The sequence below is a fragment of the Salinibacter pepae genome (genome assembly GCF_947077775.1).
Taxonomy (GTDB): Bacteria; Bacteroidota; Rhodothermia; order Rhodothermales; family Salinibacteraceae; genus Salinibacter; species Salinibacter pepae.
Genome location: NZ_CAMTTE010000001.1, coordinates 3,473,352 through 3,496,473, shown reverse-complemented (window position 1 = coordinate 3,496,473; position 23,122 = coordinate 3,473,352). Strand labels below are relative to the sequence as shown.

At 65.9% G+C, this 23,122-nt stretch carries 21 protein-coding genes; 1 reads left to right on the top strand and 20 read right to left on the bottom strand.

Annotated features, from left to right (window positions below):
• Window positions 1–9: 9 nt before the first annotated feature.
• The 9 genes from OJA40_RS14715 to OJA40_RS14675 all read right to left on the bottom strand — a co-directional run bounded on the left by OJA40_RS14715 (window position 10) and on the right by OJA40_RS14675 (window position 9,191).
• Entirely contained in the window at window positions 10–1,320 is a 1,311-nt protein-coding gene (locus OJA40_RS14715; RefSeq protein ID WP_263810971.1) for a peptidoglycan DD-metalloendopeptidase family protein, read from the bottom strand.
• A 35-nt stretch (window positions 1,321–1,355) separates the two neighbouring features.
• Window positions 1,356–1,952: a cob(I)yrinic acid a,c-diamide adenosyltransferase gene (locus tag OJA40_RS14710; protein WP_208427345.1), complete on the bottom strand. Its 597-nt coding sequence runs from the start codon at window positions 1,950–1,952 to the stop codon at window positions 1,356–1,358.
• A gap of 98 nt (window positions 1,953–2,050) precedes the next feature.
• Complete coding sequence (locus tag OJA40_RS14705) at window positions 2,051–2,869, bottom strand: ABC transporter ATP-binding protein (RefSeq protein WP_263810970.1); 819 nt, start codon at window positions 2,867–2,869, stop codon at window positions 2,051–2,053.
• Window positions 2,870–2,894: 25 nt separating this feature from the next.
• Window positions 2,895–3,560 carry a class I SAM-dependent methyltransferase gene (locus tag OJA40_RS14700; RefSeq protein ID WP_208427348.1) on the bottom strand — a complete coding sequence of 222 codons (666 nt, stop codon included), beginning with the start codon at window positions 3,558–3,560 and terminating at the stop codon, window positions 2,895–2,897.
• Between the two features lie 61 nt (window positions 3,561–3,621).
• Window positions 3,622–4,209 (bottom strand): peptide deformylase, encoded by a 588-nt coding sequence (gene def / locus OJA40_RS14695; RefSeq protein WP_208427344.1) that lies wholly within the window; start codon window positions 4,207–4,209, stop codon window positions 3,622–3,624.
• A gap of 135 nt (window positions 4,210–4,344) precedes the next feature.
• Window positions 4,345–4,689 carry a phosphomannose isomerase type II C-terminal cupin domain gene (locus tag OJA40_RS14690; RefSeq protein ID WP_103017550.1) on the bottom strand — a complete coding sequence of 115 codons (345 nt, stop codon included), beginning with the start codon at window positions 4,687–4,689 and terminating at the stop codon, window positions 4,345–4,347.
• Between the two features lie 79 nt (window positions 4,690–4,768).
• Window positions 4,769–6,715 carry a Na+/H+ antiporter NhaC family protein gene (locus tag OJA40_RS14685; RefSeq protein ID WP_263810969.1) on the bottom strand — a complete coding sequence of 649 codons (1,947 nt, stop codon included), beginning with the start codon at window positions 6,713–6,715 and terminating at the stop codon, window positions 4,769–4,771.
• Window positions 6,716–6,732: 17 nt separating this feature from the next.
• On the bottom strand, window positions 6,733–7,362 hold the full coding sequence (gene upp / locus OJA40_RS14680) for a uracil phosphoribosyltransferase (protein ID WP_208427343.1): 630 nt from the start codon (window positions 7,360–7,362) through the stop codon (window positions 6,733–6,735).
• 74 nt (window positions 7,363–7,436) lie between these two features.
• Complete coding sequence (locus OJA40_RS14675) at window positions 7,437–9,191, bottom strand: alanine/glycine:cation symporter family protein (protein ID WP_263809689.1); 1,755 nt, start codon at window positions 9,189–9,191, stop codon at window positions 7,437–7,439.
• A gap of 901 nt (window positions 9,192–10,092) precedes the next feature.
• Here OJA40_RS14675 and galT point away from each other — a divergent pair.
• Window positions 10,093–11,133, top strand: coding sequence for a galactose-1-phosphate uridylyltransferase (galT, locus tag OJA40_RS14670; RefSeq protein WP_263793184.1), 1,041 nt, complete (start codon window positions 10,093–10,095; stop codon window positions 11,131–11,133).
• A gap of 878 nt (window positions 11,134–12,011) precedes the next feature.
• Here galT and OJA40_RS14665 read toward each other — a convergent pair.
• The 11 genes from OJA40_RS14665 to OJA40_RS14615 all read right to left on the bottom strand — a co-directional run bounded on the left by OJA40_RS14665 (window position 12,012) and on the right by OJA40_RS14615 (window position 23,080).
• Window positions 12,012–12,371, bottom strand: a complete 360-nt coding sequence (locus OJA40_RS14665) for a nuclear transport factor 2 family protein (RefSeq protein WP_011404036.1) — start codon at window positions 12,369–12,371, stop codon at window positions 12,012–12,014.
• Between the two features lie 114 nt (window positions 12,372–12,485).
• Window positions 12,486–12,989, bottom strand: a complete 504-nt coding sequence (locus OJA40_RS14660) for a MarR family winged helix-turn-helix transcriptional regulator (protein ID WP_263810968.1) — start codon at window positions 12,987–12,989, stop codon at window positions 12,486–12,488.
• Between the two features lie 79 nt (window positions 12,990–13,068).
• Window positions 13,069–13,356 carry an Asp-tRNA(Asn)/Glu-tRNA(Gln) amidotransferase subunit GatC gene (gene gatC, locus OJA40_RS14655; RefSeq protein WP_208427574.1) on the bottom strand — a complete coding sequence of 96 codons (288 nt, stop codon included), beginning with the start codon at window positions 13,354–13,356 and terminating at the stop codon, window positions 13,069–13,071.
• Window positions 13,357–13,461: 105 nt separating this feature from the next.
• On the bottom strand, window positions 13,462–14,262 hold the full coding sequence (locus OJA40_RS14650; protein ID WP_263809685.1) for a sugar phosphate isomerase/epimerase family protein: 801 nt from the start codon (window positions 14,260–14,262) through the stop codon (window positions 13,462–13,464).
• A gap of 119 nt (window positions 14,263–14,381) precedes the next feature.
• Complete coding sequence (locus tag OJA40_RS14645) at window positions 14,382–15,140, bottom strand: type II and III secretion system protein (protein WP_263810967.1); 759 nt, start codon at window positions 15,138–15,140, stop codon at window positions 14,382–14,384.
• Between the two features lie 221 nt (window positions 15,141–15,361).
• Entirely contained in the window at window positions 15,362–15,748 is a 387-nt protein-coding gene (locus OJA40_RS14640; RefSeq protein WP_263810966.1) for a hypothetical protein, read from the bottom strand.
• Window positions 15,749–15,919: 171 nt separating this feature from the next.
• On the bottom strand, window positions 15,920–16,912 hold the full coding sequence (locus tag OJA40_RS14635; protein ID WP_208426476.1) for a hypothetical protein: 993 nt from the start codon (window positions 16,910–16,912) through the stop codon (window positions 15,920–15,922).
• 124 nt (window positions 16,913–17,036) lie between these two features.
• On the bottom strand, window positions 17,037–19,244 hold the full coding sequence (locus OJA40_RS14630) for an SPOR domain-containing protein (RefSeq protein WP_208426477.1): 2,208 nt from the start codon (window positions 19,242–19,244) through the stop codon (window positions 17,037–17,039).
• Between the two features lie 66 nt (window positions 19,245–19,310).
• Entirely contained in the window at window positions 19,311–20,741 is a 1,431-nt protein-coding gene (locus OJA40_RS14625; protein WP_208426478.1) for a type IV pilus twitching motility protein PilT, read from the bottom strand.
• 359 nt (window positions 20,742–21,100) lie between these two features.
• The gene (locus tag OJA40_RS14620; RefSeq protein ID WP_263810962.1) at window positions 21,101–22,057 is read right to left on the bottom strand and encodes a hypothetical protein; all 957 of its coding nucleotides are present in this window, start codon (window positions 22,055–22,057) and stop codon (window positions 21,101–21,103) included.
• 201 nt (window positions 22,058–22,258) lie between these two features.
• Window positions 22,259–23,080 carry a hypothetical protein gene (locus tag OJA40_RS14615; protein WP_208426480.1) on the bottom strand — a complete coding sequence of 274 codons (822 nt, stop codon included), beginning with the start codon at window positions 23,078–23,080 and terminating at the stop codon, window positions 22,259–22,261.
• Window positions 23,081–23,122: the final 42 nt, after the last annotated feature.

Genomic DNA, 23,122 nt, shown 5'->3' with positions numbered 1-23,122 from the left:
TTGGAGAAGCTACCGGTTCGCGAGATGGGGGCCTGACGGGGCCGTGCGATCATTCCAGCGCGGTCCGGCCCCCGGCGACGCCCGGGCAAGCACCGACTCCCCGTCGAGGCGCGGCAGGAGGGCCCGGACGGTTGCCCGGAATGCGTCGCGGTGCCGCAGCGGAACGGGCTGGGAGGGCGGCAGCTCCAGCGTGACCGGGTTGACGGGGGAGCCGTGCTTCCAGAGGCGGTAGTCGAGGTGGGGCCCCGTGGATCGGCCCGTGCTTCCGACGTAGCCGATGGTCTCGCCCTGCTGCACGCGGTCGCCGGACGCCACGGAGATTTGCGAGAGGTGGAGGTAGCCGGAGGTGTAGGTGCCGTTGTGGCGGATCTTGACGTAGTTTCCGTTCGGCCCCTCGTACCCGGCCCGCTGCACAACCCCCTCCCCGACCGATCGCACTGGGGTGCCGCGCGGCGCGGCATAGTCGACCCCGCGGTGGGGGCGGTACTCCTTCAGGACCGGGTGGTACCGGCGATTGGTGTAGCCCGAGCTGATGCGGGAGTACTGCAGCGGCGCCTTCAGGAGCTGGCGCCGAAGGCTCTGTCCCGCCCGGTTGAAATACTCGGCGTCGCCCGCTCCCGCCTCAAACCGAAACGCGTAGTAGTCCTCACCGCGGTGGCGCACGTGCGCCGCCACGATGTCTCCGGGCTGCACCGCATCGCCCCCCACCGCACGGGCCTCGTACACGAGGCGGAACGAGTCGCCGGCCCGCAGCCGAAAAAAGTCAATCTGCCAGGCAAACACCTCCGACAGCCGCAGGGCGAGGAGCGGGTGCCCGCCATTGTCCACGACGGTCTCGTACAACGACCCCTCCACCGTGCCCGCGACCGTGGCCCACTGACGGGTGACCGGCCGGGTGGCAATGTGGGTGCGGTTCGGATGCTGCAGATCAAAGACGACGTACCGGCGCGCATCGATCTGGTACGCCAGGTACTGTGGCTGCTGGAGCCAAGGGTTCACGTAGACCCGATACGGACGCCCGGCCCGCAGATCCGTGACCTCGAACTCGGGCCGGGCCGCGTCCGCAAGGCGCAAGATTGTCTGGTAGTCCACCCCATGCTCGCCCAGCACGTCCGAGAACGTCTCCGCCCGCCCCACGCGTCCCTCCTCAACCTCATAGCGCCCCGTCGGAAGTCCGTACCGGTCCGTCGAGACCTCAAACACTGCCGTCGATTCGGTCGGCGGGGGCGGCGCGGTCGCGCCCGTCTGGCAGGCAAGCCCCCCTCCAGCAACGATCAGAAGCACGGCAAGCAGTCGCACGGGCCCGCGTGAAAAGGACATGGAGTCCGCCGGGAAGTGAGTGAGATGCGAAGAGACTACGACGGGTCGGCAGACGCACCGTCGCCCCCACCCCCTCCGGGGCTCCACGTGTCCTCCCGGACGCCCGCCTGCCGGTTGGCCCAGCGGGCCAGCACAAAGAGGAGGTCGGACAACCGGTTGAGGTAGACAATGACCTGCTCATTGATGGGCGTCGAGGTTTTGGCCTCTACGCTGCGGCGCTCCGCGCGGCGGCACACGGTCCGGGCGGAGTGGAGCGACGCCCCGGCCGGCGCGCCCCCCGGCAGGATGAAGCGCTCCAGGCTGGGCAGGTCCGCCTCGAACCGGTCGATCCGTTCCTCAAGCGCCTCGATGTGGGCGTCCTCGATGCGCTCCACGACCGGCTTGGCGTCCATCGGCGTGGCCAGGTCCGCCCCCAATACGAACAGCTCCTCCTGCACGGCTCCCAGGACCGGGTCGAGGGTTTCCTGGCCCGGCTCGCCCTCTAGGTGCGACCGGGCGAGCCCGACAATCGAGTTGGTCTCGTCGACCGTGCCGTACGCGTCGATGCGGGGGGTTCCCTTGCCCACACGTTCTCCCCCGAAGAGGGACGTGGTTCCGTCGTCGCCGGTCCGGGTGTAGATGCGTTTGCTCATCAGAGAAAATCCGTCGGGAAACAGGGGACTACAATTGACCACAGCGTGGCACGGCTGACCTCCGGGTGCGTTTCCGGAGGGCGCAGCCCGTTCCGGCCCTACCCGGGGACGCGGTTCGCGTCGGCGGACGAGACGGGCCCCAGGTAGTCGATCCGGAGCGTGCCGTCCGGGTGCTGATCCAGGGCGACCCGCACGCCGAATACCGAGGCGATGCGCTCCGGCGTCAGGACCGACGCCGGGGGCCCCTGGGCCCGCAGCTCGCCGTCTGCGATCAGGAGCAGCCGATCCGCGTAGCGGGCCGCCAGCTCCAGGTCGTGCCCCACGGCGAGCACCGTCCGGCCGGCCTCCGCCTGCGCCCGTATCTGCTCCATAAAGGAGAACTGATAGTGTACGTCCAGGTGGGCGGTCGGCTCGTCCAGCAGCAGCAGGTCCGCCCCCTGCACCAGGGCCTGCGCCAGAAAGACGCGCTGCATCTCCCCTCCGCTCAGGGACAGGACCGACCGGGCCTCAAAGCCCTCCAGCTCCACTCGGGCAAGGGCCTCTCGAACGCGCTCCCGGTCCGACTCCCGGTACGGCTGCAACCACCCTCGCTGCGGGGCCCGGCCGAGCAGCACAAATTCCTCCACCGCAAAGTCGAAGGTGAGGGACCGCGCCTGACGGACGAAGGCCTGCGCCCGTGCTTGCTCCGGTGCACTCATCGTTTCGATGGGCGTCCCCCGGAGCCGGACCTCGCCGTCGAACGGGATGTGCCCCCCAATTGCCCGCAGAAGGGTTGTTTTGCCCGCTCCGTTGGGCCCGAGGATGCCGACCCACTGGCCGGCCGCAACCTCGAAGCCCACGTCGCGCAAAATCGTGTGTCCGTCGAGCGTCACGGAAAGCCGGTCGACCGAAAGCAGGGCCACGCCGTTGCCGGACATCAGTGCAAAGAGACCGCATGCGCGTTTATGTGGGCGTCGCCACCAGCACCTCCGACGGAACGCCCCATGCCGTCACCAAGGCGTGAGCCCGGACGGACCAGCGCGTCTCGTCCAGGAGGGCCCGTTGCCGAAGGGGCCGGCACCCGCCGACCCACGCCGGGCGAATTCGATGAAGGGCGTTCCACAGCTCACTCACACACCGAGGCACCAGCGCGCGTCCCCAGGTGAGCCCCGCAAGGCAGAGCCGGCCGTTCTCTCGCAGGAGGCGATGCGCCTCCCCGAGGAAGGTCCGGGCGTCCTCTCGCGACAGAAGGTCCAACAGGTAGGTCGCCACCACGCGATCGTGCGTCCCGTCCGGGGCGTCAAACGTCAGGCCGCCGTCGGTCTCGTGGACGGTCGCGCGGCCCCCAAACGGCCCGAGTCGGGCCCGGGCACGCCGCACCATTGTTCCGCTGAGGTCGTATCCCACGTAGCGCGCCGCCGGCGGACAATGGCGTTGCAGGAGGCGCTCGGCGAGCGTTCCGGTGCCGCATCCGACCTCGACCACCGACCGGGCGTCCCCAAACCCCCCACGGGCCACGAGCACGTCGAAGGCCGGCGCCTCGTAGAAGGCCTGGGTGTCCTGCCACGCCCCAGTCCGGTCGTAGACGGCCTCGATGTCCGAGCGGGAGAGCGTCCGGCGGGCGGTCATGGGGAATGTCCACAGCAGCTGGCTCAAACGGAGGGCCAAGCTTCCTGGGGAGGAATGTGTTCTACCGGGACGGAACGGTTTCGTCGTCCTTCGTCACGAGCGGATAGTCGGCCTCCACCTCCCCGTTCACCATCTCGCGCAGGGGACGCTGGAGCAGTCGCTTGCGGAAGCTGCTGAGGTAGTCGGTAAAGAGGACGCCGTCGAGATGGTCGCGCTCGTGCTGCAGAACCCGGGACAGCATCCCCCCGGCTTCCAGTTCCTGCTCCTCAAACTCGCGATCCCGGTAGCGCATCCGGATCCGTTCGGGGCGTGCCACGGCTTCTCGCACCTCCGGAATCGACAGGCAGCCCTCCTCCATCTCCGCGGTGCCGTCGCTCTCCTCCACGATCTCGGGATTGATGAAGACCATCGGCTGGGGCGGGAGCGGCGCCCCCGCCTCCGCAATCTCGTCGGCCATCGGGGTCAGGTCCACCACGAAAAGACGCTCAGTGCGCCCAACCTGGGGCGCCGCCAGCCCAATGCCGGCGGCGTTGTGCATCGTCTCGATCATGTTGTCGATGAGCTCTTGGAGCGCCTCCGTATTCTCCTGCACGGGATCGGTCTCGTTCCGGAGCGCCTCGTGGCCGTAGACGTATATCGGCAATATCATAGGCGAGGGGGATTGCCAAGAAACTGTGTGCGGTGGCGTACAACGGAACGACACACCCGGAAGTGCCGGCGATGCCCTTCTTGAAAGCAGAAATCCTACAAACTCCTCGCCCCGCCTTCCCCCGTTCGTTCCGCCCTACTCCCGCCCGTAGTCGTCCTCCAGCCGGATGATGTCGTCCTCCACGCAGCGGCCCATCTGCGTCTCGATAAAGACGAGCGGCCCGTCGCCGGTGTTCTCGATGCGGTGCACGTCGCCCTCGTCGATAAAGCAGGTGTCCCCCTCAGACACCGCGATCTCCTCCTCGTTGCGCGTGAAGACGCCCGTCCCCCGGACGACGACCCAGTGCTCTTGTCGCTGCTCGTGCTTCTGCAGGGAGAGCCGCTGGCCGGGGTGCACGATGATGCGCTTCACGCGATACCCCGGCTCGTTCAGGTACTCTTCCCAGCGGCCCCAGGGACGGTCGTCGGCGTCGAGAAACATAGGGAGGGATGTTGATTGGTGAACAAAAAGGGAAAGGAAAGAGACGAGCGCCACGCCCTACGCGGCGGTTGCCATCGGCCTACGCCGGGGCCTCCGCAGGGGCCTCGGCCGTATCGACGGGCGTGCCGGCCACCTGTAGCAGGCCGTACAGGAGCGCCGCCCCGACCAAGAGCCCGACCCACCACGGCAGGCCGAAGCCGGCGGGCAGTGTGCCAAACACGATCGCCACGGTGCCCACGCTGAGCGCGTACGGCAACTGCGTGCGCACGTGCTCCACGTGGTCGCAGCCGCTGGCCATTGACGAGAGAATCGTCGTATCCGAAATGGGCGAACAATGGTCCCCCCACACCGATCCGGCCAGCACGCACGACACCGACGAGTACAGAATGTGATAGTGCGACGGGTCGTCCATCCCGTTCTGGACGAGAACCGCCCACACCAGCGGAACCACCAGCGGCATCAGAATGCCCATGGTGCCCCAGCTCGACCCGGTCGCAAAGGCCGTCGCGGCCGCAAGGACAAAGATGAGTGCCGGCACGACCCCAGGCGGAAGCCACTCCCCGAGGACCGACACGAGAAAGTCGGCCGTGTGCAGGACCTCTGTGATGTTGGACAGGGCCCACGCGAGCACGAGGATGATCATCGCAAACAGCATGGACTTCAGGCCCTCGTACCAGGCCTCCACGGTCTGCTCCAGGTCGAGGATGCCCTGCCCGATGGACAGCGCCGCCGCCACCAACACCCCAAGGATCGATCCCCACATCAGGGCGGTGTACGAGTTCGCCTCCCCGATAATGTCCCGCAAGGGGGCCTCCCCCCCAGCGGCCTGAACGCCCGTCGCGTACAGCCCGCCGAGCACCCCTCCCACCAGCACCAGAATCGGGATGACGGCGTTGACGGCCCGGAACGGCGTTCCGTCCGGGGGCTGCAGCTCCTCCCCCTCCGAGGCCGCCTCGTCGACCTTCGCTTCCTTGCCCAGCACTTCCCCCGTCTCGCGGGCCCGCCGCTCCGCCTGGTACATCGGCCCGAAGTCGAGTCCCGAATAGGCCACGAGGAAGACGAAAAACAGCGTGAGGAGCGGATAGAAGTTGTAGGGCAGTGAGCTGAGGAAGACCGAGTAGGCCCCCTGCGCAAATCCGTCGATGTTCTGGATGGCGGTCCCCAGGAGGCCCACCTGGTACCCAATCCACGTGGTGACGAACGCGAGCGTCGCGATGGGGGCCGCGGTCGAGTCCACGACGTAGGCCAACTTCTCACGGGAAACGCGAAGCCGGTCCGTGACCGGGCGCATGGTGTTGCCCACGATGAGGGTATTGGCGTAATCGTCGAAGAAAATGCTCACGCCCAGCACCCCGGTCACCATCTGTCCCCGTTTCGAGTCGCTCGCCCACCCCGTCAGGCGCTCCACGATGCCGAGGGTCCCCCCATTCTTGGAGATGATGCCCACCATGCCCCCGATCATGAGGGAGAACAGAATGATGGCCACGTGGCTGGAGCTGGACATTGCGTTCAGCACGTAGACCTGAAAGCTGTCCAGCAGGCCCTTGAACGCGCCCCACGGCGTGACGCCGATGGCAATCACCGCGCCCACCCAGATTCCAAAGAACAACGCCGGCACCACACGCCGGTACAGCAGCGCCATCCCGATGGCCAAGAGGGGCGGCAGGATGGAGAGCCAGCCCGGAATGGTTCGCGTCGTGGTTGAGCGCAGCACCGCGCCGTCGGCCACGACCTCGACGGTGGCGCTTCCGCTCGACGCGATCGAGACATCGTCCGCGGTCCACGCCCCCTCCGCCGCGTCGTACGATAGCGAGAACGAGGCCCCCGCCACCCGCAGCGTCGGCGCCCCCTGTGCAGCCAGCGAGGAGTCGCCGGGCACCGCGACCGCAAACTCGATGCCGCTCAGGACCGGGTCCGGGACGTCGATCGCACCGTCCTGTGCAACGGCCGGCGTCGTGCCCCCCCAGAGGCACAGCAGACCCGTGAGCAAAAGAAGAGTTCGGGGAAACGAAACGAGATGGCCCATCGGTCAGCGTCCCTCAGTCACGATCGCGTTCCAAAGATTCGGTCCCCCGCGTCGCCCAAGCCGGGGCGAATGAAGGCGTTGTCGTCCAGCTCCCGGTCCAGTACCGCCGTCACCACGGGCACGTCGGGGTGCTCCTCGCGGAGCTTCTGCACCCCCTCGGGCGCCGCGACCAGACACGCAAACGTGAAGTCCTGTCCCCCTTCTTCCTTTAGGTGATCGATGGCAAAGGACGCACTGCCCCCTGTGGCCAGCATCGGGTCCACCACAAACACGTGGGCGCCCTCGATGCTCGACGGAATGTTGCTGTAGTAGTCGACGGGCCGGTAGGTCTCCTCGTCGCGCTGCATGCCGAGGTGGCCCACCCGGGCCTCCGGCACGTACCGCACGAAGCCATCCACCATTCCGAGCCCGGCCCGCATGATGGGCACGACCATCACCTCTTCGGCGATCTCGTAGCCGGTCGTCTGTTCGAGGGGCGTCTCGATGGAGGTCTCCTCCAGCTCGATGTCCCGCATCGCCTCGTAGGCCAGAATCGCCGCCGCGTCGGACACCGTCTTCCGGAACTGGCCGTGCGGCGTCTCCTTCCGGCGCAGGAGGGTCAGGTCACGCTGCAAAAGCGGGTGGTCGACAACGGTGAGGTTCTCCATGGGAAATTGAGAATGGTGCGCACAGCACGGCCGACGCGTCGCAACAGGGGGCGAGGCCCCACCCCCCGGGCCCATCACGTCTCCGGCTCCTCCAGCCACGGTTTTCGGGCCCCGTAGTCGTCGGTGATCTCCTTCACCTTGTCCGTCAGCAGGATCACGCCAATCAGGTTCGGCACAATCACGATCCCGAGGGCGATGTCCCCGATGGTCCAGATCGTCGTAAGGGCGGTCACCGCGCCGGTAAAGTTCATGAGGACGAAGACGACCTTGTACGGGAAGATGGCCCGCTCCCCAAACAGGTAGTAGGCGCAGCGGTCGCCGTAGTAGCTCCACGAGATGGAGGTCGAGATGGCGAAGAGCAGCACGCTCAGGATCACGACGTACCCGCCCCAGTCGCCGAGCGGGGAGAGGCCGCGCTCGAAGGCAAGGCGGGTAAGGGGGGCCCCGCTGCGCACCCCCTCTCCGTACAGGACCTGGTACTCGGTCCCGTCGTCGGCCACGGCGAGCTCTTTCGTCGGGTAGAGCGTGCCCGTGAAGGGCTCTTGGAGGTCTTCTGCCTCGTCGCAGTCGTTGGCGCAGGACGTGTAGAAGGAGCTTACCACGGCCTGCCGCCAGGCAAACTGCGCGTCCTCGTCGGGATTGGGGACCTGCTGCTCGCCGTTCTCAATTCGGATCTCCTCCGGCGTATCGGAGCTGGGAAAGATGCCGCCCTCGTTCTCCACCCGGTAGTCCGCGTTGCCGGAATCGAAGTTGAACTCCGTGGGCACTTCGGCCCCCCAGGCCCCGCTCACGAGGATGGCCAGGCAGGTCAGCGTGACGACCGTGATCGTGTCGATGAACGGCTCCAGGAGGGCCACCACGCCCTCCGAGGCGGGCTCGTCGGTCTTGGCGGCCGAGTGGGCAATGGGGGCCGAGCCCATGCCGGCCTCGTTGGAGAAGAGGCCGCGTTGCACCCCGTATGTAAACGTCAGCAAGAAGGCCCCAGCCCCCGTCCCCGCCACCCCCGCGGACGGATTGAAGGCGTTCGTGAAGACACTCCCGAGCGTCGGGAGAATCTCCGTGTAGTTGAAGGCCAGGACGAGGAGCGCGCCAATGACGTACGCCGCGGCCATGACGGGCACGAGGATGCCCGTGACGCGCCCAATCGCGGTCACGCCGCCGAGGATGACGAGGGCGATGATGGTGGCCAGCACAAGTCCCGAGAGCCACACCGCCACGCCAAACTCCGCGTTCATGACGTCGGCCACCGTGTTCGACTGCACCGCGTTACCGGTGAGGAAGGACGTGATCATCAGCATCACGGCGAAGAAGATCGCCAGGGGCTTCCAGTTTGAGCCCAGTCCCTTTTCGATGTAGTACATGGGCCCCCCGGCCACCGTCCCCTTCCAGGTCTGCTGCCAAGTGCCCTTCTCCGCCTCGGTCGGCTCCTCGACGTTCCGGTAGAACTGCGCGATGGTCACCTCGCTGTATTTGGTGGCCATGCCGAGGATGCCGGTGACCCACATCCACAACAGGGCCCCCGGGCCGCCCACGTGGATGGCAAGGGCCGCCCCCGCGATGTTGCCGATCCCGAGGGTGGCCGACAGTGCCGTCGTCAGGGCCTGGAAGTGCGACACGTCTCCGGGGTCGTCCGGATCGTCGTACCGCCCCGACGTGACGGCAAGGCCGTGCGGAAACTGGCGAATCTGGACGAAGGCCAGTCGAAGGGTAAAGTAGATGCCCGCCCCCAGCAGGAGCAGCACCACCCACGGAATGTACTGTCCCCCCCCGATTGGGATGCCGTAGGTCCAAACCACATCGTAGAGGGTGTCGACGATCGTTTGCAGCATAGGGTCAGCGCAGTGACACGGCAGTAAGTACGCGAAAACATGCAGTCGTGCCCCGGAGGCCCGCAGGGGGGCAGCTCCGACCTCCACACGCAAGCCCCCACGATTATTGCCAGGGGGACGATCCTCTCTTTTTTGGAACGCCGTTGGAATATAGGAGGTGGGATGCGCCTGCGCAAACGGACGCTGTTTTCCGCTTTGGGATGCGGAATGAAGCCGCTGAGGACCGAATCTCCTCCCCGTGCAGGCGCTTCCCGGCGAGGCAGAGCCTGACGCCCCACAATGCCCTCCAGCCCGCAGTGCCTCCGGGACCCATGTGGCACTCAGTCAGCCGCCGTCCCCGTCCCCAACACGATTTGAGCCGGCTACACGGCACGGCAGTTCCCCTGAATCTGCTGGGCCCCGCAGCCCAAGGGCCGTCGGCACGGCACAGACAGGCGGCCAGACGGGGCGACCAATTCCGGAAAATCTTGTAACTGATCCGCACAAACGAACACACGCCGGGGGCGTTACTGGACACGAGCATATTCGACGGCAAGATTTGGGGGTCGACCGCGTTGCTCCTGGCGTCCATCTCTTGCGTGTGGCGGTGTGGGACGGACACGCTCTCGTCCCTCCCCCGGATTTTTCCAGCCGACCGCCCATGGAAATCCGATGCAGGGGCTGTTTCGGCGGACGCCGATGGTGAATTTGACGCTCGCCGCCGGCGCTGGGCTGGCTGGACCCGACCGGGGTGTCGCAGTGCCCCCATCAAGGCGTGGCAAAAAGGGACCCGTGGGGCGTTTGTGTGTCCGGTCTGCTGTGTGTCCGGTCTGCTGTGTGTCCGGTCTGCTGTGTGTCCGGTCTGCCCGTCTGCCCCTGCCCGGCCCTCGAACTACTGTTTTCGTCTTTCAGCTACTTCGCTATGGCCCCTTCATACACCCCAGAAACACGCCAGGACCGCATCACCAACCGGTGGGTCGCCTTCGCGCCCTCCCGGAGCGACCGCCCCAAACGCACGGAAGCGGAATCGGCCTCGTCGCCCCCCGCGGAGGCCCCCCCCGTGGAGGGATGCCCTTTTTGCCCGGGACACGAGGCGATGCTGCCCTCGGTGATCTGGGAAAAGCCGCAGGAGGCCCCTCCCGGGTGGACGACACGGGTGGTTCCCAACAAGTACGCCGCCCTGGCCCCGGACCAAAATGGGGCGCCCCGCTCAAGCACATTGTACCGCACCCGCGCCAGTCGGGGGCGCCAGGAAGTAATCATCGATACCCCTCGCCACCACCAGCCCCTGGCCCACATGTCCGTGGCCCAGGTCGACGCCGTCCTTGAGACCTATCTGCAGCGCTACCACGCAATCCGTTCGGCCGACGAGGAGCTCATTCCGGCCCTCTTTCGCAACCATGGCGCGCGAGCCGGCGCCTCCATTCCACACCCCCACAGTCAGCTCATTGCCCCGAATTTTCGCCCGCCCCAAATTGAACGTGAGGAGCGAGCGGCCCGGGCGCGATACGAGGAGCTGGGTGCGTGTCCGTACTGCGTCATGATCGAGAACGAGCTCGACACGGAGGATCGGCTCGTGTGGACGAACGAGGCGTTTGTGGTGTTCGTCCCGTTTGCCGCCGAAGTCCCCTACGAGATGTGGATTCTTCCCCGCACGCACGATCCGGAGTTCGGGCGGCTCGCGGCCGAGGACCGTACTGCCCTCGCCCAAGCCCTACGGACCGTCCTGCAGCGCCTCCACCAGTGCTTGAACGACCCCGACTACAATTTCTTCGTCCGGACGGCACTGGACTACGACACCAGCCAGGCCCACCTGCATTGGAGCCTTCGAATACGGCCCCGTACCACGGTGCAGGCCGGCTACGAGGTGGGCACCGGTCAGCGCATCAACCCCTCCATCCCCGAACGGGACGCGGCCGTGCTTCGCCCCCCCGACGGCAGCGCCAACGGCAATCCGGCGTAGATGCGCAGTCCGACAACAAAGACAACAAAAAGCCCCGGGGCACAGACGGCCCTGGGGCTTCTCCTGGTGGGGGAAACAACCTGCTACTGGGTACCACCCAGACAAACAGCTTTTGTTTCTAATTTTCCGAACGCACCGAGGGGTACCGTCCGGAAGCGCCAGCAAGAGGGCGAGAACGGTACGCCTGGCCCGCCGTCCACGCTGGGAAATGGGGTCGTCTTCGGGCGCAGGCGGCACGGACCGGGCCCGTGTATCATCCGCACCAGGAGCTCTCTTCTGATCGAGAGACGTCTAAGTAGACACGCAAAAGAACCCTAACAACAAGTCATTCCGAGCGCAGCGAAGCGGAGTCGAGACACGAGCGAAGCGACTGATGAAATCAATCTCTTCGAAGATCAGCAGAGGCGACCTTCGGGCCAGTATATTCCCCAATCAGCGTTCGCGCTGGACCCAGTAAGATTCATCGACTCGCTTTTCCCTCCGGTCGTCGGTCGCTCAGAATGGCTCTCGAATAAACGTATTTCTGCGTGTTTACATAGGAAATATGATCGCCTGCATCTGCCGACCGAAGTCGGTGCGGACGCAGGCGTTGCGGGACCCAGAACGAGCACGCCCCCTCCGAGGCATCGTCGCCAACATTCCGCATTCGGGTCCGCGTCGGGACGTGCCGTCAAGGCCGGCGCTATTGTTCGCTTCAGACCCACGGACGATGGGGCCGAGGCGGACTCCGGCAGGGCGGCGTGTGGAGGGCGTCGTAGGGCTGTCTGGCCGGAAGCGGGGGGGACGCACAACCATCTTCGGGAGCGCCTGGCAGAGGGGACGGGCCGACCGTCCCCGTCGGCCCACTCCGGCCCCCTCCGTCAGACCCGTCGCGTCAACTACCCAATCTGGTAGAACTTCTCGTTGGTAATCTGGCCGTCATCGTTCCAGGTGCGGACCGCCACCTGCTTCTGGTCCACGCGGCCCACTCCTTCCAGGGTCATTTCGTTGTGCCACTCGGAAAAGGTGACGCTGTTCTCCTCGTCAATGGCACGGGCCTTGATCTCCGCGGAGTGGAACTGCTCCAGGGAGCCGACAAACTGCTCCTCGTATTCTCGGTTCTCTTCCTTGCCCACGCGCCGGTCGTCTCCTTCTTCCATCACGACGTCGTCGGCGTAAAACTTGTCGAAGGCCTCGAGAATCTCGCCCTGGAGGATCATCTCGTTCAGCTCTTGGTCGAGGGCGTTCAGGTCACTCATGGGTCGGTTGGGGTTGAATGCACGTACAATCGAAAGGCTCGCGGAGTCGGACTGGCCACTGTGGATCAGTCCACTGTTGCAACATTGTACGTTGCAACATGTTTCGGGCGATGATTAGCCGTCGTCCTGAAAGCCGGTGTAGATCCCTTCGCAGATTCTCGAGAGGTGCTGGAGATCCCGATCCGCGACCCGTTCGTCGAACCACCGCTGCACCTCGCGGATTTCAGGGCCCATCCGCTCCAGGAGATCCAGTCCGTCGACGGTGATCGTGTGAATGGTCATTCGGCGGTCTTCGTCGCTGGTGGTGCGTCGGACGAGCCCGCGGTCCACCAATTTGTCGATGAGACGCGTCACGTCCGGGGAGGGATCGAGCATCCGCTCGATGATTTCGCATCGGGGATGGCCCTCCGGGTGCACGCCCCGAAGAATCCGGAGCACGTTGTGGTGGCTGAACTGGAGACCGTGCTTTTCACACACCTGCTCCACGCGCCGCCGCACCTCGGCCGCGGCCACGAAGAGGTTCAACATCGCCTCCTGGGCCGCGTCTTCGAACGGCTCGGTCTGTTTGATGTGGTCGCGCAGAATGTGTCCCATGTCGCGGAAGCCAGTTGCGAGCATCAATTTTTATGTTGCAACACGTAAATGCCGGTGCGGTAGTGTCCCGGCGATGCCCTGTGGTGGGCCGCACGGACTGAAGCTACTCGACCACCTGTGGAACGAGGAAGTGTTCGTTGTCGGCGTCCGGAGCCGGCTCCAGGGCCTGCCCCCGATCAATCCGCTCCTCAATCTCGTCGCTCCGAAAGACGTTGGTGACGTCCAGGACGTGGGACATGGGCGGCACCCCGGCGGTGTCGAGCTCATCGAGTTTCTCCACGTACCCGAGAATCTCGCTCAGCTCTTCCGCCATCCGGGCCTCTTCCTCCTCCGAAAAATTGAGCCGGGCAAGCTGTGCAACGTGCCGAACATCGTCGCGGGTTACAGACATCTGAACACAGGGACTTGGACGATTAAGAAGCGGAAAGGCAGCAGACCAACAGGGCCGAAACGACAGGCGATCAACACGAGTTTCTCCACCGGTCGCCCGTTGCCCTCAGTCCGAAGGGGCCGCGGCCCGGACCGTCCGGATCATTCGAATGAGGGTGGTGGCCGACCGCAGGCCGTGCTTCGGGCGGGGCTCCAGAAACATTTCTAGGCTGATCGGTCCCTGAAAGCCCTGCGCGGACAACTGCTCCAGCTGCTCGGCCCAGCCCACCGCCCCATCCCCTAGGGGCGTATCCACCCACCGCCCGCCCTCCACGCGCCCGTCGCTGCACCGGACGAGCGTGACGAGCCCCGCGAGGGCCGTGAGCCCCGTGGCCGGGTCCTCCCCCGCCCGCAGCGCCCCGACCGGGTTCCACGCCGCCCGGACATTCGGCGCGTCCACGCGGGACAACAAATCGGCGAGGGCCTGCCCGGTCGGGCACGCGGTCTCGGGACCATTCCGCACCGCGACCAGAAAGTCGTACTCGGCGGCCTTCTCCCCGGCCTGCTGCAGGGCCTCCGCCATCGGCTCCAGGGACGCCCCCGGCTCCGCGGCGAACGGGCTAATCGTGACGCGCGGACACCCCACCCGACGGCACAGCTCGAGGGTGTCCTCAAACTGCAGGAGATCATTCATCCAGGCCGCCCGGTCACTCACCGGCCCCTCAAACATGCTCGGCACCACGCTCGACAGCAGAAGATCGGTGCCCTCCAGTTGCTCCCGGATCTGCTTTTCGTTGACGAACGGAATTCGGTCGTCGGGCCCCCCTACGGTCCGCAGCTCCATGCCGTGCAGGCCCCAAAGCTGGGTGTAGTGGAGGGCCCGGTTCAGGTCGCTCGTGACGGTGTCGGTGAGCCAGACGGGAACCATGCGGCGGATCGGAAGGCGTACGTTTCGCAACGGCGTGCCCCTCCGTATCAACCACCCCAAGGGGTGTTCCGCTTGCCGCTCGGGGGCGGCGCGCCCCGCAAACAGGCGGAGGCCTCCGACTAGCGCTCCGGGTTCGATCCCTTCTCTGTGCCCTGTGCCTCCGTTTCGGGAGCCGGAAACTCCGCGTCCTCGGCGTACCGTTCGCCGAGCCGACGGAGGGCCTTCTGTGCGTTCCGGCGCCGCTGGTCGATGAGCTCCTGATCGCCCTCTTGCTTCGCCCGGGCCCGAAGCGGATCCACAATCTCGGCCCGGAGCACGATGAGAAGCTCCTGCTTCGTCACGTTGGTGGTTTCCGATCCGAAGATGTACCGAAGCCCGAAGACCCAGCCCGGCAGGTCCTTCAAGATGGGGATCCCACTGCGCCTCGTGGTTTTCTGGGTGGAGATGAGCCCCCCGATGGCGGTGGCCTCGTTGTCGAGGAGAAGAATTTGGGTGCTGGCCTGGTTGCGGTTGATGATCGGCCCGGAGCCGGAGGGCTGACTGTTCGAATCCTCGACGTCCACGTTCAGGTGAATAAAGTCCAGCACGGGCGCCCCGGAGGTATCGGCCACCGGCTGGCTGAGCAGCGTGGGCGTGACGTCGATGATGATGCCGGTCGAGAAGAACTCCGTGACGGTATTCCCCGCAAAGTCGGTGGTCTGGATCGGCACGTCCTGCCCGATCTGAATCTCGCCCTGCTCTCCGCTCTGGACGGTCACCTGCGGGTTTGCGACGGTGCGCCCCACGTTGTCCTGCTCCACGAGATTAAGGAACCGGCGGAACTGAGAAAGAGAGATCTGATCGGGGGCCTGGAGAATGTTGTCGACGCTCTCAAACAAGTTCTCCGTCTGGATGGCATAGTTCTGTCTCTGGCCGCCCGTCCCTCCGGCACCGCCCGTCCCGCCCCCTCCAGTGCCGCCCCCAACGCCGCCGCCCTGTCCGCCGCCCTGTCCGCCGCCCTGCGTGGAACCCAGGATCTCGTCCCACCGGAGCCCGCGGTTGCGGACCTTTGTGAGGTTGAGGTTGAAGAGAATGGCGTTGATCCGGATCTCGCGGGTGTCTACGGTGGCGGGCGGCCCTCCCCTTCCCCGCCAGACTCGGCCGGGGCCTCCGTCTGGTCGCCCCTCTCCTCCGGCTCGGCCTCCTGCACCAGGAAGACATCGTCGGTTTCTCGGTACGTCAGTCCGTTGGCCTCCAGGGCCCGCTGGAAGGCATCGAAGTAATACATCCCCGAGATCGAAACGCCAATCGACGCCGCCCGGTCCTCCGGATCGACGACCCGCTTGCCCAACTCCCGTTCGAAAATCGGGTTGATGATCTCAATGAACTGGCTCAGCGAGGTCTCCTGGCCGAAGGACACCAGCAGCTCGGGGGAAATGTTGGTGCGGGTGTTGCGACGCTCCGGTCGTTCCTGGGCCTCGGCCGGCAGGCCCAGTCCTCCCCCCACACCACAACGACGAGGACCGACAGCACGTACCGGAGGCGAGAAGAGCAAGTCATGAAGGCAAAACGTCGGCGGTGCGAGAGAGAAAATGGGAGACGTGCCGGTCGTGCCGTACTGTGCGGCGTATCGGACGATGAAGCGACATGCTACCGGGAATGGACGCAAGGACCGTTCCTACGGGCTCGTGGAAGGCGCAGCGTCTGTGCCGCGGACCCGGAGGGGACTCTCGGTGCCCAGCGTCCGCTCCACGCGGTCGACGATCCCGCCTCGGTTCAACCGCGCGACGACCCGGCCCTCCGACGGGCTTACCTCTTCGATGCGCCCGAGGTACACCCGGTCGCCCTCCCCAACCTGCTGAAGCCCCTCATCGGTCTGGAAGACGGCCTTCCCGTCCACGATGGAGAGCAGCTGTGCGGACTCGACGTTCAGGCGATCGTACTGGTTGGGCGGCACCTTTTCGAAGACGAGGGGGTAGAACGGATTGATTTCGGGCGCGGGGGTGGGCACGACCGAGGACGGAAGGGGCGGGCTGGCCTCCAGTGTCGCCACGGGCAGCCGTTCGGTCCCTTCTCCGTCGGCGGGAGATGTGGGGGCGGGCAGATCCGTAGCGGCGCCGTAGATGGCTTCCACCTCCATGTCGAACGAGACGAGAACGTCCATCGTCGTGCGTCCACTCTCCTCGTCGGTCTCGCGTTCTTCGAGGTAGCTTAGACTCAAGCCGCGGATGCGGTAGAACGGCCGGTTGTTTTCGATCGTCCAGACAAACCGGTAGAGATTCGTAAAGTAGGCCTTGCCCGTCGCGTCGAAGGTGTGGACGCTGTACCCGTCCCGCGCTTCCGGTCCGGCCGAGGTGACGTCGAACTGCTGAAACCCCGTCTCCGTCAGCTCGGTGAGGTAGGATACGATGTCCGGGGACGAGAGGGTCGCGGGCACCACCTTGTATCGGGTTCGCCACCGGCGGCGAACCGTTCGGAGGCGCGATTCGGCATTGGCCCGATCCGCCCGGAGCGACCGAATTTCTTCCTGATCCTGCTTCTTCGCCTCAATCTTTTGCTCCAGCGACGCAATCGTGTCCTGCTGGTGAAAATACGTGAGGTACGTGCCCGCCCCGCACACGAGGACCAGGCAGGTGAGGAGCAAAATCTGATTGGAGTCGGGCCAGAACATGCGTCGTCCACGTGAGCAAAGAGAGAATGCGTGCGGTCGGGGGGGGGGGGGGGGGGGGGGGGGGGGGGGGGGGGGGGGGGGGGGGGGGGGGGGGGGGGGGGGGGGGGGGGGGGGGGGGGGGCCGTCAGACGGAGCGTTCCGCGTCCGGTTGGTCGGACGAGGTCGACGCGGCGGCCTCGGCGGAAGCGGGATCGGCGTCCTCCCCCGTCATTTTGAGCAGCCACGCCCCCTCCGGGAGGGTGCCGCTCATGTCCTGTAGCATTGCGAGGGCATTCTGGACCGAGACGAACCGGCCAACGCCGACCCGGTACCGTCCATTTTCTGAGCTTTGTTGCACCTGCACCGGGTGGGAGTCCCCATCGAGCTGCTTCCGAAACCGCCGCGCCGCCTCCTGGGCCGCCGCGCTTTCGAGCACCGAGGCCACCACGACCGTCCAGACCGACGACGCGTCGAGTGTATCGCGGCGGGCCTGCGCATCGCCGGTCGACTCCGCCCCCGTCGGGGCGGCGGGCGCGCCCGTGCCGGGGCTCGCCTGGGCCATGGGGGACGGCCCGGCCGTTGTGGATGAGTCCGGCGCGGGGGCGTCCGGCCCCATCTCCACCCCCTCCTCTCCAGCGGCCAGCTGCTCGCCCCGCTGCTCCCGCCAGTACTCGATGGCCTCCGGCTTGGTCGTATCCAGGGGGACCGTGAGCTCAAAGTCGTACAGCGACACGTCCCGCGTTTCCGTAAAGGTGAGCCCCAGGATGCGGCCGTCCATTCGCTGTGCCAGCTCGACCACCTTCGACCGGTCGTTGGACCGCCCAAGGATCGTCACTTCCGTTCCGGACTGCGGGCTCCACTGGTTGATGGTGAGGCCGCGGAGGTCATTCATCTGCCCCGTAACGGTGGCGAGCCCGCGGCTCCACTTGTTGCTCCCCCGCAGGAGGCCGCCAATCGTTTTGTTCGCCGCGGCGTATTCGGTCGTCATGGCCTTCATGCTGTCGATGCGTCGCCGGAGCGCCTCCTGGTCCACCTGGTTCACCTTCTGCCCGAGGGCCCGAAGCTTCGTGCGCTTCTCGCTGATGGTGCTCGCGTTCACGAAGTAGAGCCACACGAACCCGAGCGTCGCGATGGCGAGGAGCGTCAGCATTGCAGGCACGGGCCACCCCACCGGGAGCCGCAGGCGGCTCGGGACGTACTCCTTTGCGAGCAGGTTGACCGGCTGAAAATGCGGCGCAAACGCGGCGTCGTCGAGCAGCCGAAGCGCCGCGCCGGTGGCCCCCACGTACGCCTCGGCGTCGGTGTCGTCCCCACCGGGCAGGTGCGACCGGAGCACGTGGAGCTCCGCCGTGGAGAAGTACGACTTGAACGCGCTGGCGAGCACCTCCTCGTCCTCCTCCGCGACGAGCATAAGGTGCTGCACCTGCCCCATTCCGTACTCGTCCTGCAGCAGAAGCACGCGGCTGCAGATGGTCTCGGCGGAGTCCTCGGCCGTGAGCTCGGGGAGGTGCTCCGACTGGCGCAGCGTGTTGCCCTCAATGAAGAGAACGAGCGTGTCGTCGGTGCCGGACCGCACGAAGATGGTCTTTTCGGGCGTGCCGGGCGGCAGCTGGAGCACCGAGCGGGCCAGCCCGAGGTAGAGGGACACCTCGGCGTCCAGCAGACGCGTCTGCGGGGCGCGGGACAGGGTCTGGTCCTGCATCGAATCGAGGGTCGACAGGACCGGACCGCCCGGCCGCGCGATAAGGGCCAGGACGCGCTGGTATCCGTCGCCCGTGCGGTGCATCGGCACGAAGCCCACGCGCTCGCCGTCTGCCTCCCCCTCGTACTGCTCCGCCAGCATGTCCAGGAGCGTGGAGCGGGAGGCCGGGAGGGGAAGGCCGTGCTCGGTCTCCTCGGCCTCCTCCGCGTCGGTCTCGTCCGGCGGGAGCCGGAGTTCCACGTCGTCGATCTGAGACGTGGAGCTGCAAAAGGCGATCTCAGGGTCTTCGTACCCCCGCTCGGCACATTCGTCGAGCAGGGTGTCGATCTCCACCTGAAAGTTCCACGCCTCGCCCCCCTCGTCCCCCCCAAGGGCCTCACTGCCCCCGTCGATGTCGTCAAATTCCGACCCCATGAACATCTCGCCGCCACTCCCTTCGTCATCGCCAAATTGAATGGTAACGTCGTCGGACTCCTCCTCCACGTCGGGCGTCATGTCACCGGGCTCCTCGAAGGGGAGGTCCCCCCCGCGTGCGCCCGACGAGCCCGACGACCACCGGAACTGGACGCTCGTCTCCTCGTCCGTGCGCTCCAGGAGGACGGCATGAAGGGCGTCCGCCGACACCATGATGCCAAGGGCGTGTGCGCTCATCGGCTCGGAAAAATCACCAGTTCGGAGGAAGAAGAAGTCCCTTGAGGGGGCTCAGGGCCTGCGGCTCTAAAACAGGCGACGGAGGCGCTTCTTGTTGTTCGCGTAGTCCATCGCGTGCTCGGGCTTGATTTTTTTCTTCCGGACGAGGCGGTACAGGTCCTGCTCCAGGGTGGTTTGCCCCTGGTTCCCGCCCTCCCACATCATCTGGTAGACCTCGCCCACGTTGTCATTCTTGATCGCTGCGCGGGCGGAGGAGTCCACCCAGAGCACCTCTTTCGCCATCTGGCGGCCGCCGCCAACCTTGGGGAGCAGCTGCTGCGAGATGACGCACCGCAGCACGTCGGCGAGGCGGTGCCGCACGCGCTGCTGCTCCTCGGGGGGCACCTCCGCCACGATGCGGTCGATGGTCTCCATGGCCGACGAGGTGTGGAGCGTGGAGAAGACCTTGTGGCCCGAGTCGGTGATTTCAAGGGCGGCCTGGATCGTCGCCGGGTCCCGCATCTCCCCAATCACCACAATGTCGGGGTCCTGACGCAGGGCCTGCGTGATGCCGGTCTTGAAGGTCGCCACGTCCTTGCCCACCTCGCGGTGGCGCACGATGCACTGCTTCGGCTTGTGCATGTACTCCACCGGCTGGGCGATCACGACGACGTGGCCCGGGAAGTCCTCGTTGTTCGCGTCGATGATGGCGTCGAGCGTGGTGCTTTTCCCCGACCCCGTGACGCCCGTAATCAGGGTCAGCCCGTCCCGGACGTGCCGAAACATCATGCCCTGCTGAATCTTCTCGTGGAAGCCCAGGTCCTCTAGCGCAAACACCTCGTCGGTGATGGCGCGCATGTTGAGGGCCGCGTGGTCGTAGTCCGAGTACGCCGTGGCCCGGAACCGACGCGGCCGGCCGTCCTCGCCCGTGACGTCCTCCAGCCGGTACGAAAAGTCCGTCGCCCCCGCTTCCAGAAGCTGCTGGGTCTGCTGCTCGTTGAGGAGGTTGAGAACGAGAATGTCGGTTTCTAGCGGGTCGTACGCCCCGAACTCGTCCTCGCGTCGCTTCTCCCCGTCGACCCGGTACCACACGTTGCCGTCACAGGCCCGCCCCCCGAGGTCCATGTCGCTAGCGTCCAGCTCCAGCGTCCGCCGGACGAACTGGTTGACGTGGTCTCGGAGGGCCCGTTCGCGTTTGGGCGAGAGCTTGGCCGTCTGCTCCGCCAGGTAGCGGAGCCGCCGTTGCCCCCGGTGCGACTCCGGGATGGAGGTGATGATTTGCTCACAGACATCCGGAAGGGCAGGGCGGGAATCGGTTCCCGAGCGACCGTTCTGTTCGTCTCCTGCGTCCAGGGATGCCGAAATAAATTCCGGGGGGTCTTGAGCCACGGGACGAGTCGGGCGGGTTCTGAAGGATTCGGGGGGACGGAATTCCATGATCACACGACGCAAAAGGCACGCCGAGCCGTTTTGCCACCCGCGCAGAACTGTTCGCTTGGGGGACGAGGCGGCGCACACGGGCGGGGCTTCTCGTTGCTGCCGGATCAGCGGGCCGAAAACCACCGGGGATGCACGGACAGCCCCCGCAGACAGAGAAGAGCGGCGTCGGTGGGCGGCAGATGCCGGCCGTAGATTGGTAGTCTTTCACAGGAAGAGATTACACAACGGAAGCCGCAGGACGACGGCTCGCCCTGCGGCTTCCGTTCTTTCTCGACTGTTGAGCCCCCTGAATGCCCGAGCGGGCCCCGACGGTTGAAAGCGACGGTGGGGGCGGGCCGCACGGGGACCGAGGAGAACGCACATAGGCGGGCCGGCTTCTCCTCGCAGCCCCCCGGCACGGACACTGCGGGCACGAGACGTGATTTCTCCCAAGGCCGTTACGTCGATCCGGAGTTCGGATCCGTCAGCGCGACCTTAAAAACCTGGTCACTGAAATCCGGCACGGCGCCATAGTCGTTGAGGTGGCGGAGGCCATCGGGGGTCGTTCGCCAGCCGTTTCCGCCGTACGTCTTTCGGCTTCTGCTCCAGTAGGAGTTGGCAGGGTACCCGTTTTCCTTGATGTCCCACAACTGGGCCTCCGAAAAGACCCGCTGGTCCTCAAAGGACACTCGCCAGCCGTCCGACGCCCCGATGGTCGTTTCCTCCACCATGCCGTACGGCGCCTCCCGCATCGTATTCAGCTTGTCCACGTCCTGCTTGAAGGACCGCTGGATGTGATTGTAGTCGTCGGGGAAGTCGGCGGACTCGTCCCCTTCGTGGCTGCAGTTCTTGTCCACCGCCAGGATGAAGTTGAGCCGCGTGCCCGACTCGATGGTTTTCTCGTAGCTCGACGAGGCATCGTTCCGGTTGTTGCCCGGCGGAAACACCATTTCGGGATCCGGCTGATTTTTTGGCTTGGTGCCCGGCTTCACCCGCTTCAAGTATACCGCCGAGCAGTAGCCGGCCATCGACTGCTCGAAGGTGACGTTCAGCTGGCTGGGCGTCTCCACCGTCGGGGCCTTCATCGTATTGTTGGCGTACCCCCCGATCCGGTACTCCACGAGCGAGTCCGCCACCGAGAAGCGGCTGACCGACACGGCCGTGTACGCCGAGGAACTGATCTTTTTGAGCCACGCCTTGTACGTGCCCCCTTCGTACTCTCCCTGAACCGTGTCCACCGCCGACACCACCTGCCCGACCTCCTTGTCCGGGCCGTCGGCCTTGTGGGCCTCCGACAGCACCGAGTTGTACCCGGACCGGGCAATCTGGCGGGCGATCACTTTCCCTTGACGGAGCGACTGGCGCTCTCTCGTGTCGACGGAGGTTTGATTGCCCTGGAATGCGAGAATGGTCACGGCACCTACGACCGATAAGCTAAGAAGCAAGCTGAACTTTCCCATGGCGAACAGATGTTGGTTGTAAGAAGGCTTGTTTGATGGCGCTACGGCCTGATCCGAGGCGTCGGCCGACCGGTGCTTCGGGTGCTTCCACTTTCGTCTCCTTCCTCGCGCGACTTCAGCAGGAAGGGCAACGGATTGCTCGGAGCATGCCTATCACTAGGGCCTCCCCTTGCCCCCCGTGCAGTTGTCGGACCCCTGGCGTCCCCCCGACGCCATGTACATACACGCCGCCGCGCAGCCGAACGGCGTGCCCGTACCATCCGTCAACTGCTTCCACCCGCCGCCCTTGCAGTCTCCCATGGTCGACGGGGTGTTGATCACACTGGCATCTGATTGATCCCGGACGAGCAGGACCGACCCGACGTGGGTCGCCCGCGGAAACGTCTGGGCGTTCTGGAACGGCGACACCACGGAAAACCGGACCCGAACGCTGTGAACCTGGTCCGCATTCCCGTTCGGGTTTGGGACCGGGCTCGCGTCTTTGTCGAGTAGATCGATCTGAAAGTACCCGAGAGAAGAAGGACTTACGCCCTTCGACCCAGACCACGACTCCCAGCTCCCTCCCATCTCCTTTCGCCGCTTCGTGCGGGTCAGTTGATAAACGGGCTTCGTGGTGCCGTCAACCGTGCGGGTTCCCTTCTGGGTCACCTCGTAGCGGGTCGCAATTCGGTACTCGTCGCCGCTGCTCGCGGTCGAGTCGCGGTAGAACGTGAACTGGGTGGTAATGTCGGTGCCCCCACTGCCCTCGGTGTATACTGGGTTGTCGAACGGAGCCCGTTCGCCCTCCTCGAAATTCTCCCCCATTCGCTCAATGTCCCGCTCCAGCCACGACGCGAAGGTCTGCGTGAGCTCCCCCATCCGATTCCGGGACACCTCCGCCACGCTGTTCTGGGTCGCCCGGGACTGGATCGACAGCAGAATCAGGGTCGTCATCAAGGCGATGACCGTCGCCGTCAAGTTGTCGTAGAGAAACTGCATGGCGGGCGTCCGCTCTGTGAGAAGCGTCGGGCGTTGGGCATC

What these genes read in the sequence shown, in the direction of transcription:
- OJA40_RS14715 (WP_263810971.1), bottom strand. Translation starts at nt 1,320, where the DNA reads ATGTCCTTTTCACGCGGGCCCGTGCGACTGCTTGCCGTGCTTCTGATC.
- OJA40_RS14710 (WP_208427345.1), bottom strand. Translation starts at nt 1,952, where the DNA reads ATGAGCAAACGCATCTACACCCGGACCGGCGACGACGGAACCACGTCC.
- OJA40_RS14705 (WP_263810970.1), bottom strand. Translation starts at nt 2,869, where the DNA reads ATGTCCGGCAACGGCGTGGCCCTGCTTTCGGTCGACCGGCTTTCCGTG.
- OJA40_RS14700 (WP_208427348.1), bottom strand. Translation starts at nt 3,560, where the DNA reads ATGACCGCCCGCCGGACGCTCTCCCGCTCGGACATCGAGGCCGTCTAC.
- def (WP_208427344.1), bottom strand. Translation starts at nt 4,209, where the DNA reads ATGATATTGCCGATATACGTCTACGGCCACGAGGCGCTCCGGAACGAG.
- OJA40_RS14690 (WP_103017550.1), bottom strand. Translation starts at nt 4,689, where the DNA reads ATGTTTCTCGACGCCGACGACCGTCCCTGGGGCCGCTGGGAAGAGTAC.
- OJA40_RS14685 (WP_263810969.1), bottom strand. Translation starts at nt 6,715, where the DNA reads ATGGGCCATCTCGTTTCGTTTCCCCGAACTCTTCTTTTGCTCACGGGT.
- upp (WP_208427343.1), bottom strand. Translation starts at nt 7,362, where the DNA reads ATGGAGAACCTCACCGTTGTCGACCACCCGCTTTTGCAGCGTGACCTG.
- OJA40_RS14675 (WP_263809689.1), bottom strand. Translation starts at nt 9,191, where the DNA reads ATGCTGCAAACGATCGTCGACACCCTCTACGATGTGGTTTGGACCTAC.
- galT (WP_263793184.1), top strand. Translation starts at nt 10,093, where the DNA reads ATGGCCCCTTCATACACCCCAGAAACACGCCAGGACCGCATCACCAAC.
- OJA40_RS14665 (WP_011404036.1), bottom strand. Translation starts at nt 12,371, where the DNA reads ATGAGTGACCTGAACGCCCTCGACCAAGAGCTGAACGAGATGATCCTC.
- OJA40_RS14660 (WP_263810968.1), bottom strand. Translation starts at nt 12,989, where the DNA reads ATGCTCGCAACTGGCTTCCGCGACATGGGACACATTCTGCGCGACCAC.
- gatC (WP_208427574.1), bottom strand. Translation starts at nt 13,356, where the DNA reads ATGTCTGTAACCCGCGACGATGTTCGGCACGTTGCACAGCTTGCCCGG.
- OJA40_RS14650 (WP_263809685.1), bottom strand. Translation starts at nt 14,262, where the DNA reads ATGGTTCCCGTCTGGCTCACCGACACCGTCACGAGCGACCTGAACCGG.
- OJA40_RS14635 (WP_208426476.1), bottom strand. Translation starts at nt 16,912, where the DNA reads ATGTTCTGGCCCGACTCCAATCAGATTTTGCTCCTCACCTGCCTGGTC.
- OJA40_RS14630 (WP_208426477.1), bottom strand. Translation starts at nt 19,244, where the DNA reads ATGAGCGCACACGCCCTTGGCATCATGGTGTCGGCGGACGCCCTTCAT.
- OJA40_RS14615 (WP_208426480.1), bottom strand. Translation starts at nt 23,080, where the DNA reads ATGCAGTTTCTCTACGACAACTTGACGGCGACGGTCATCGCCTTGATG.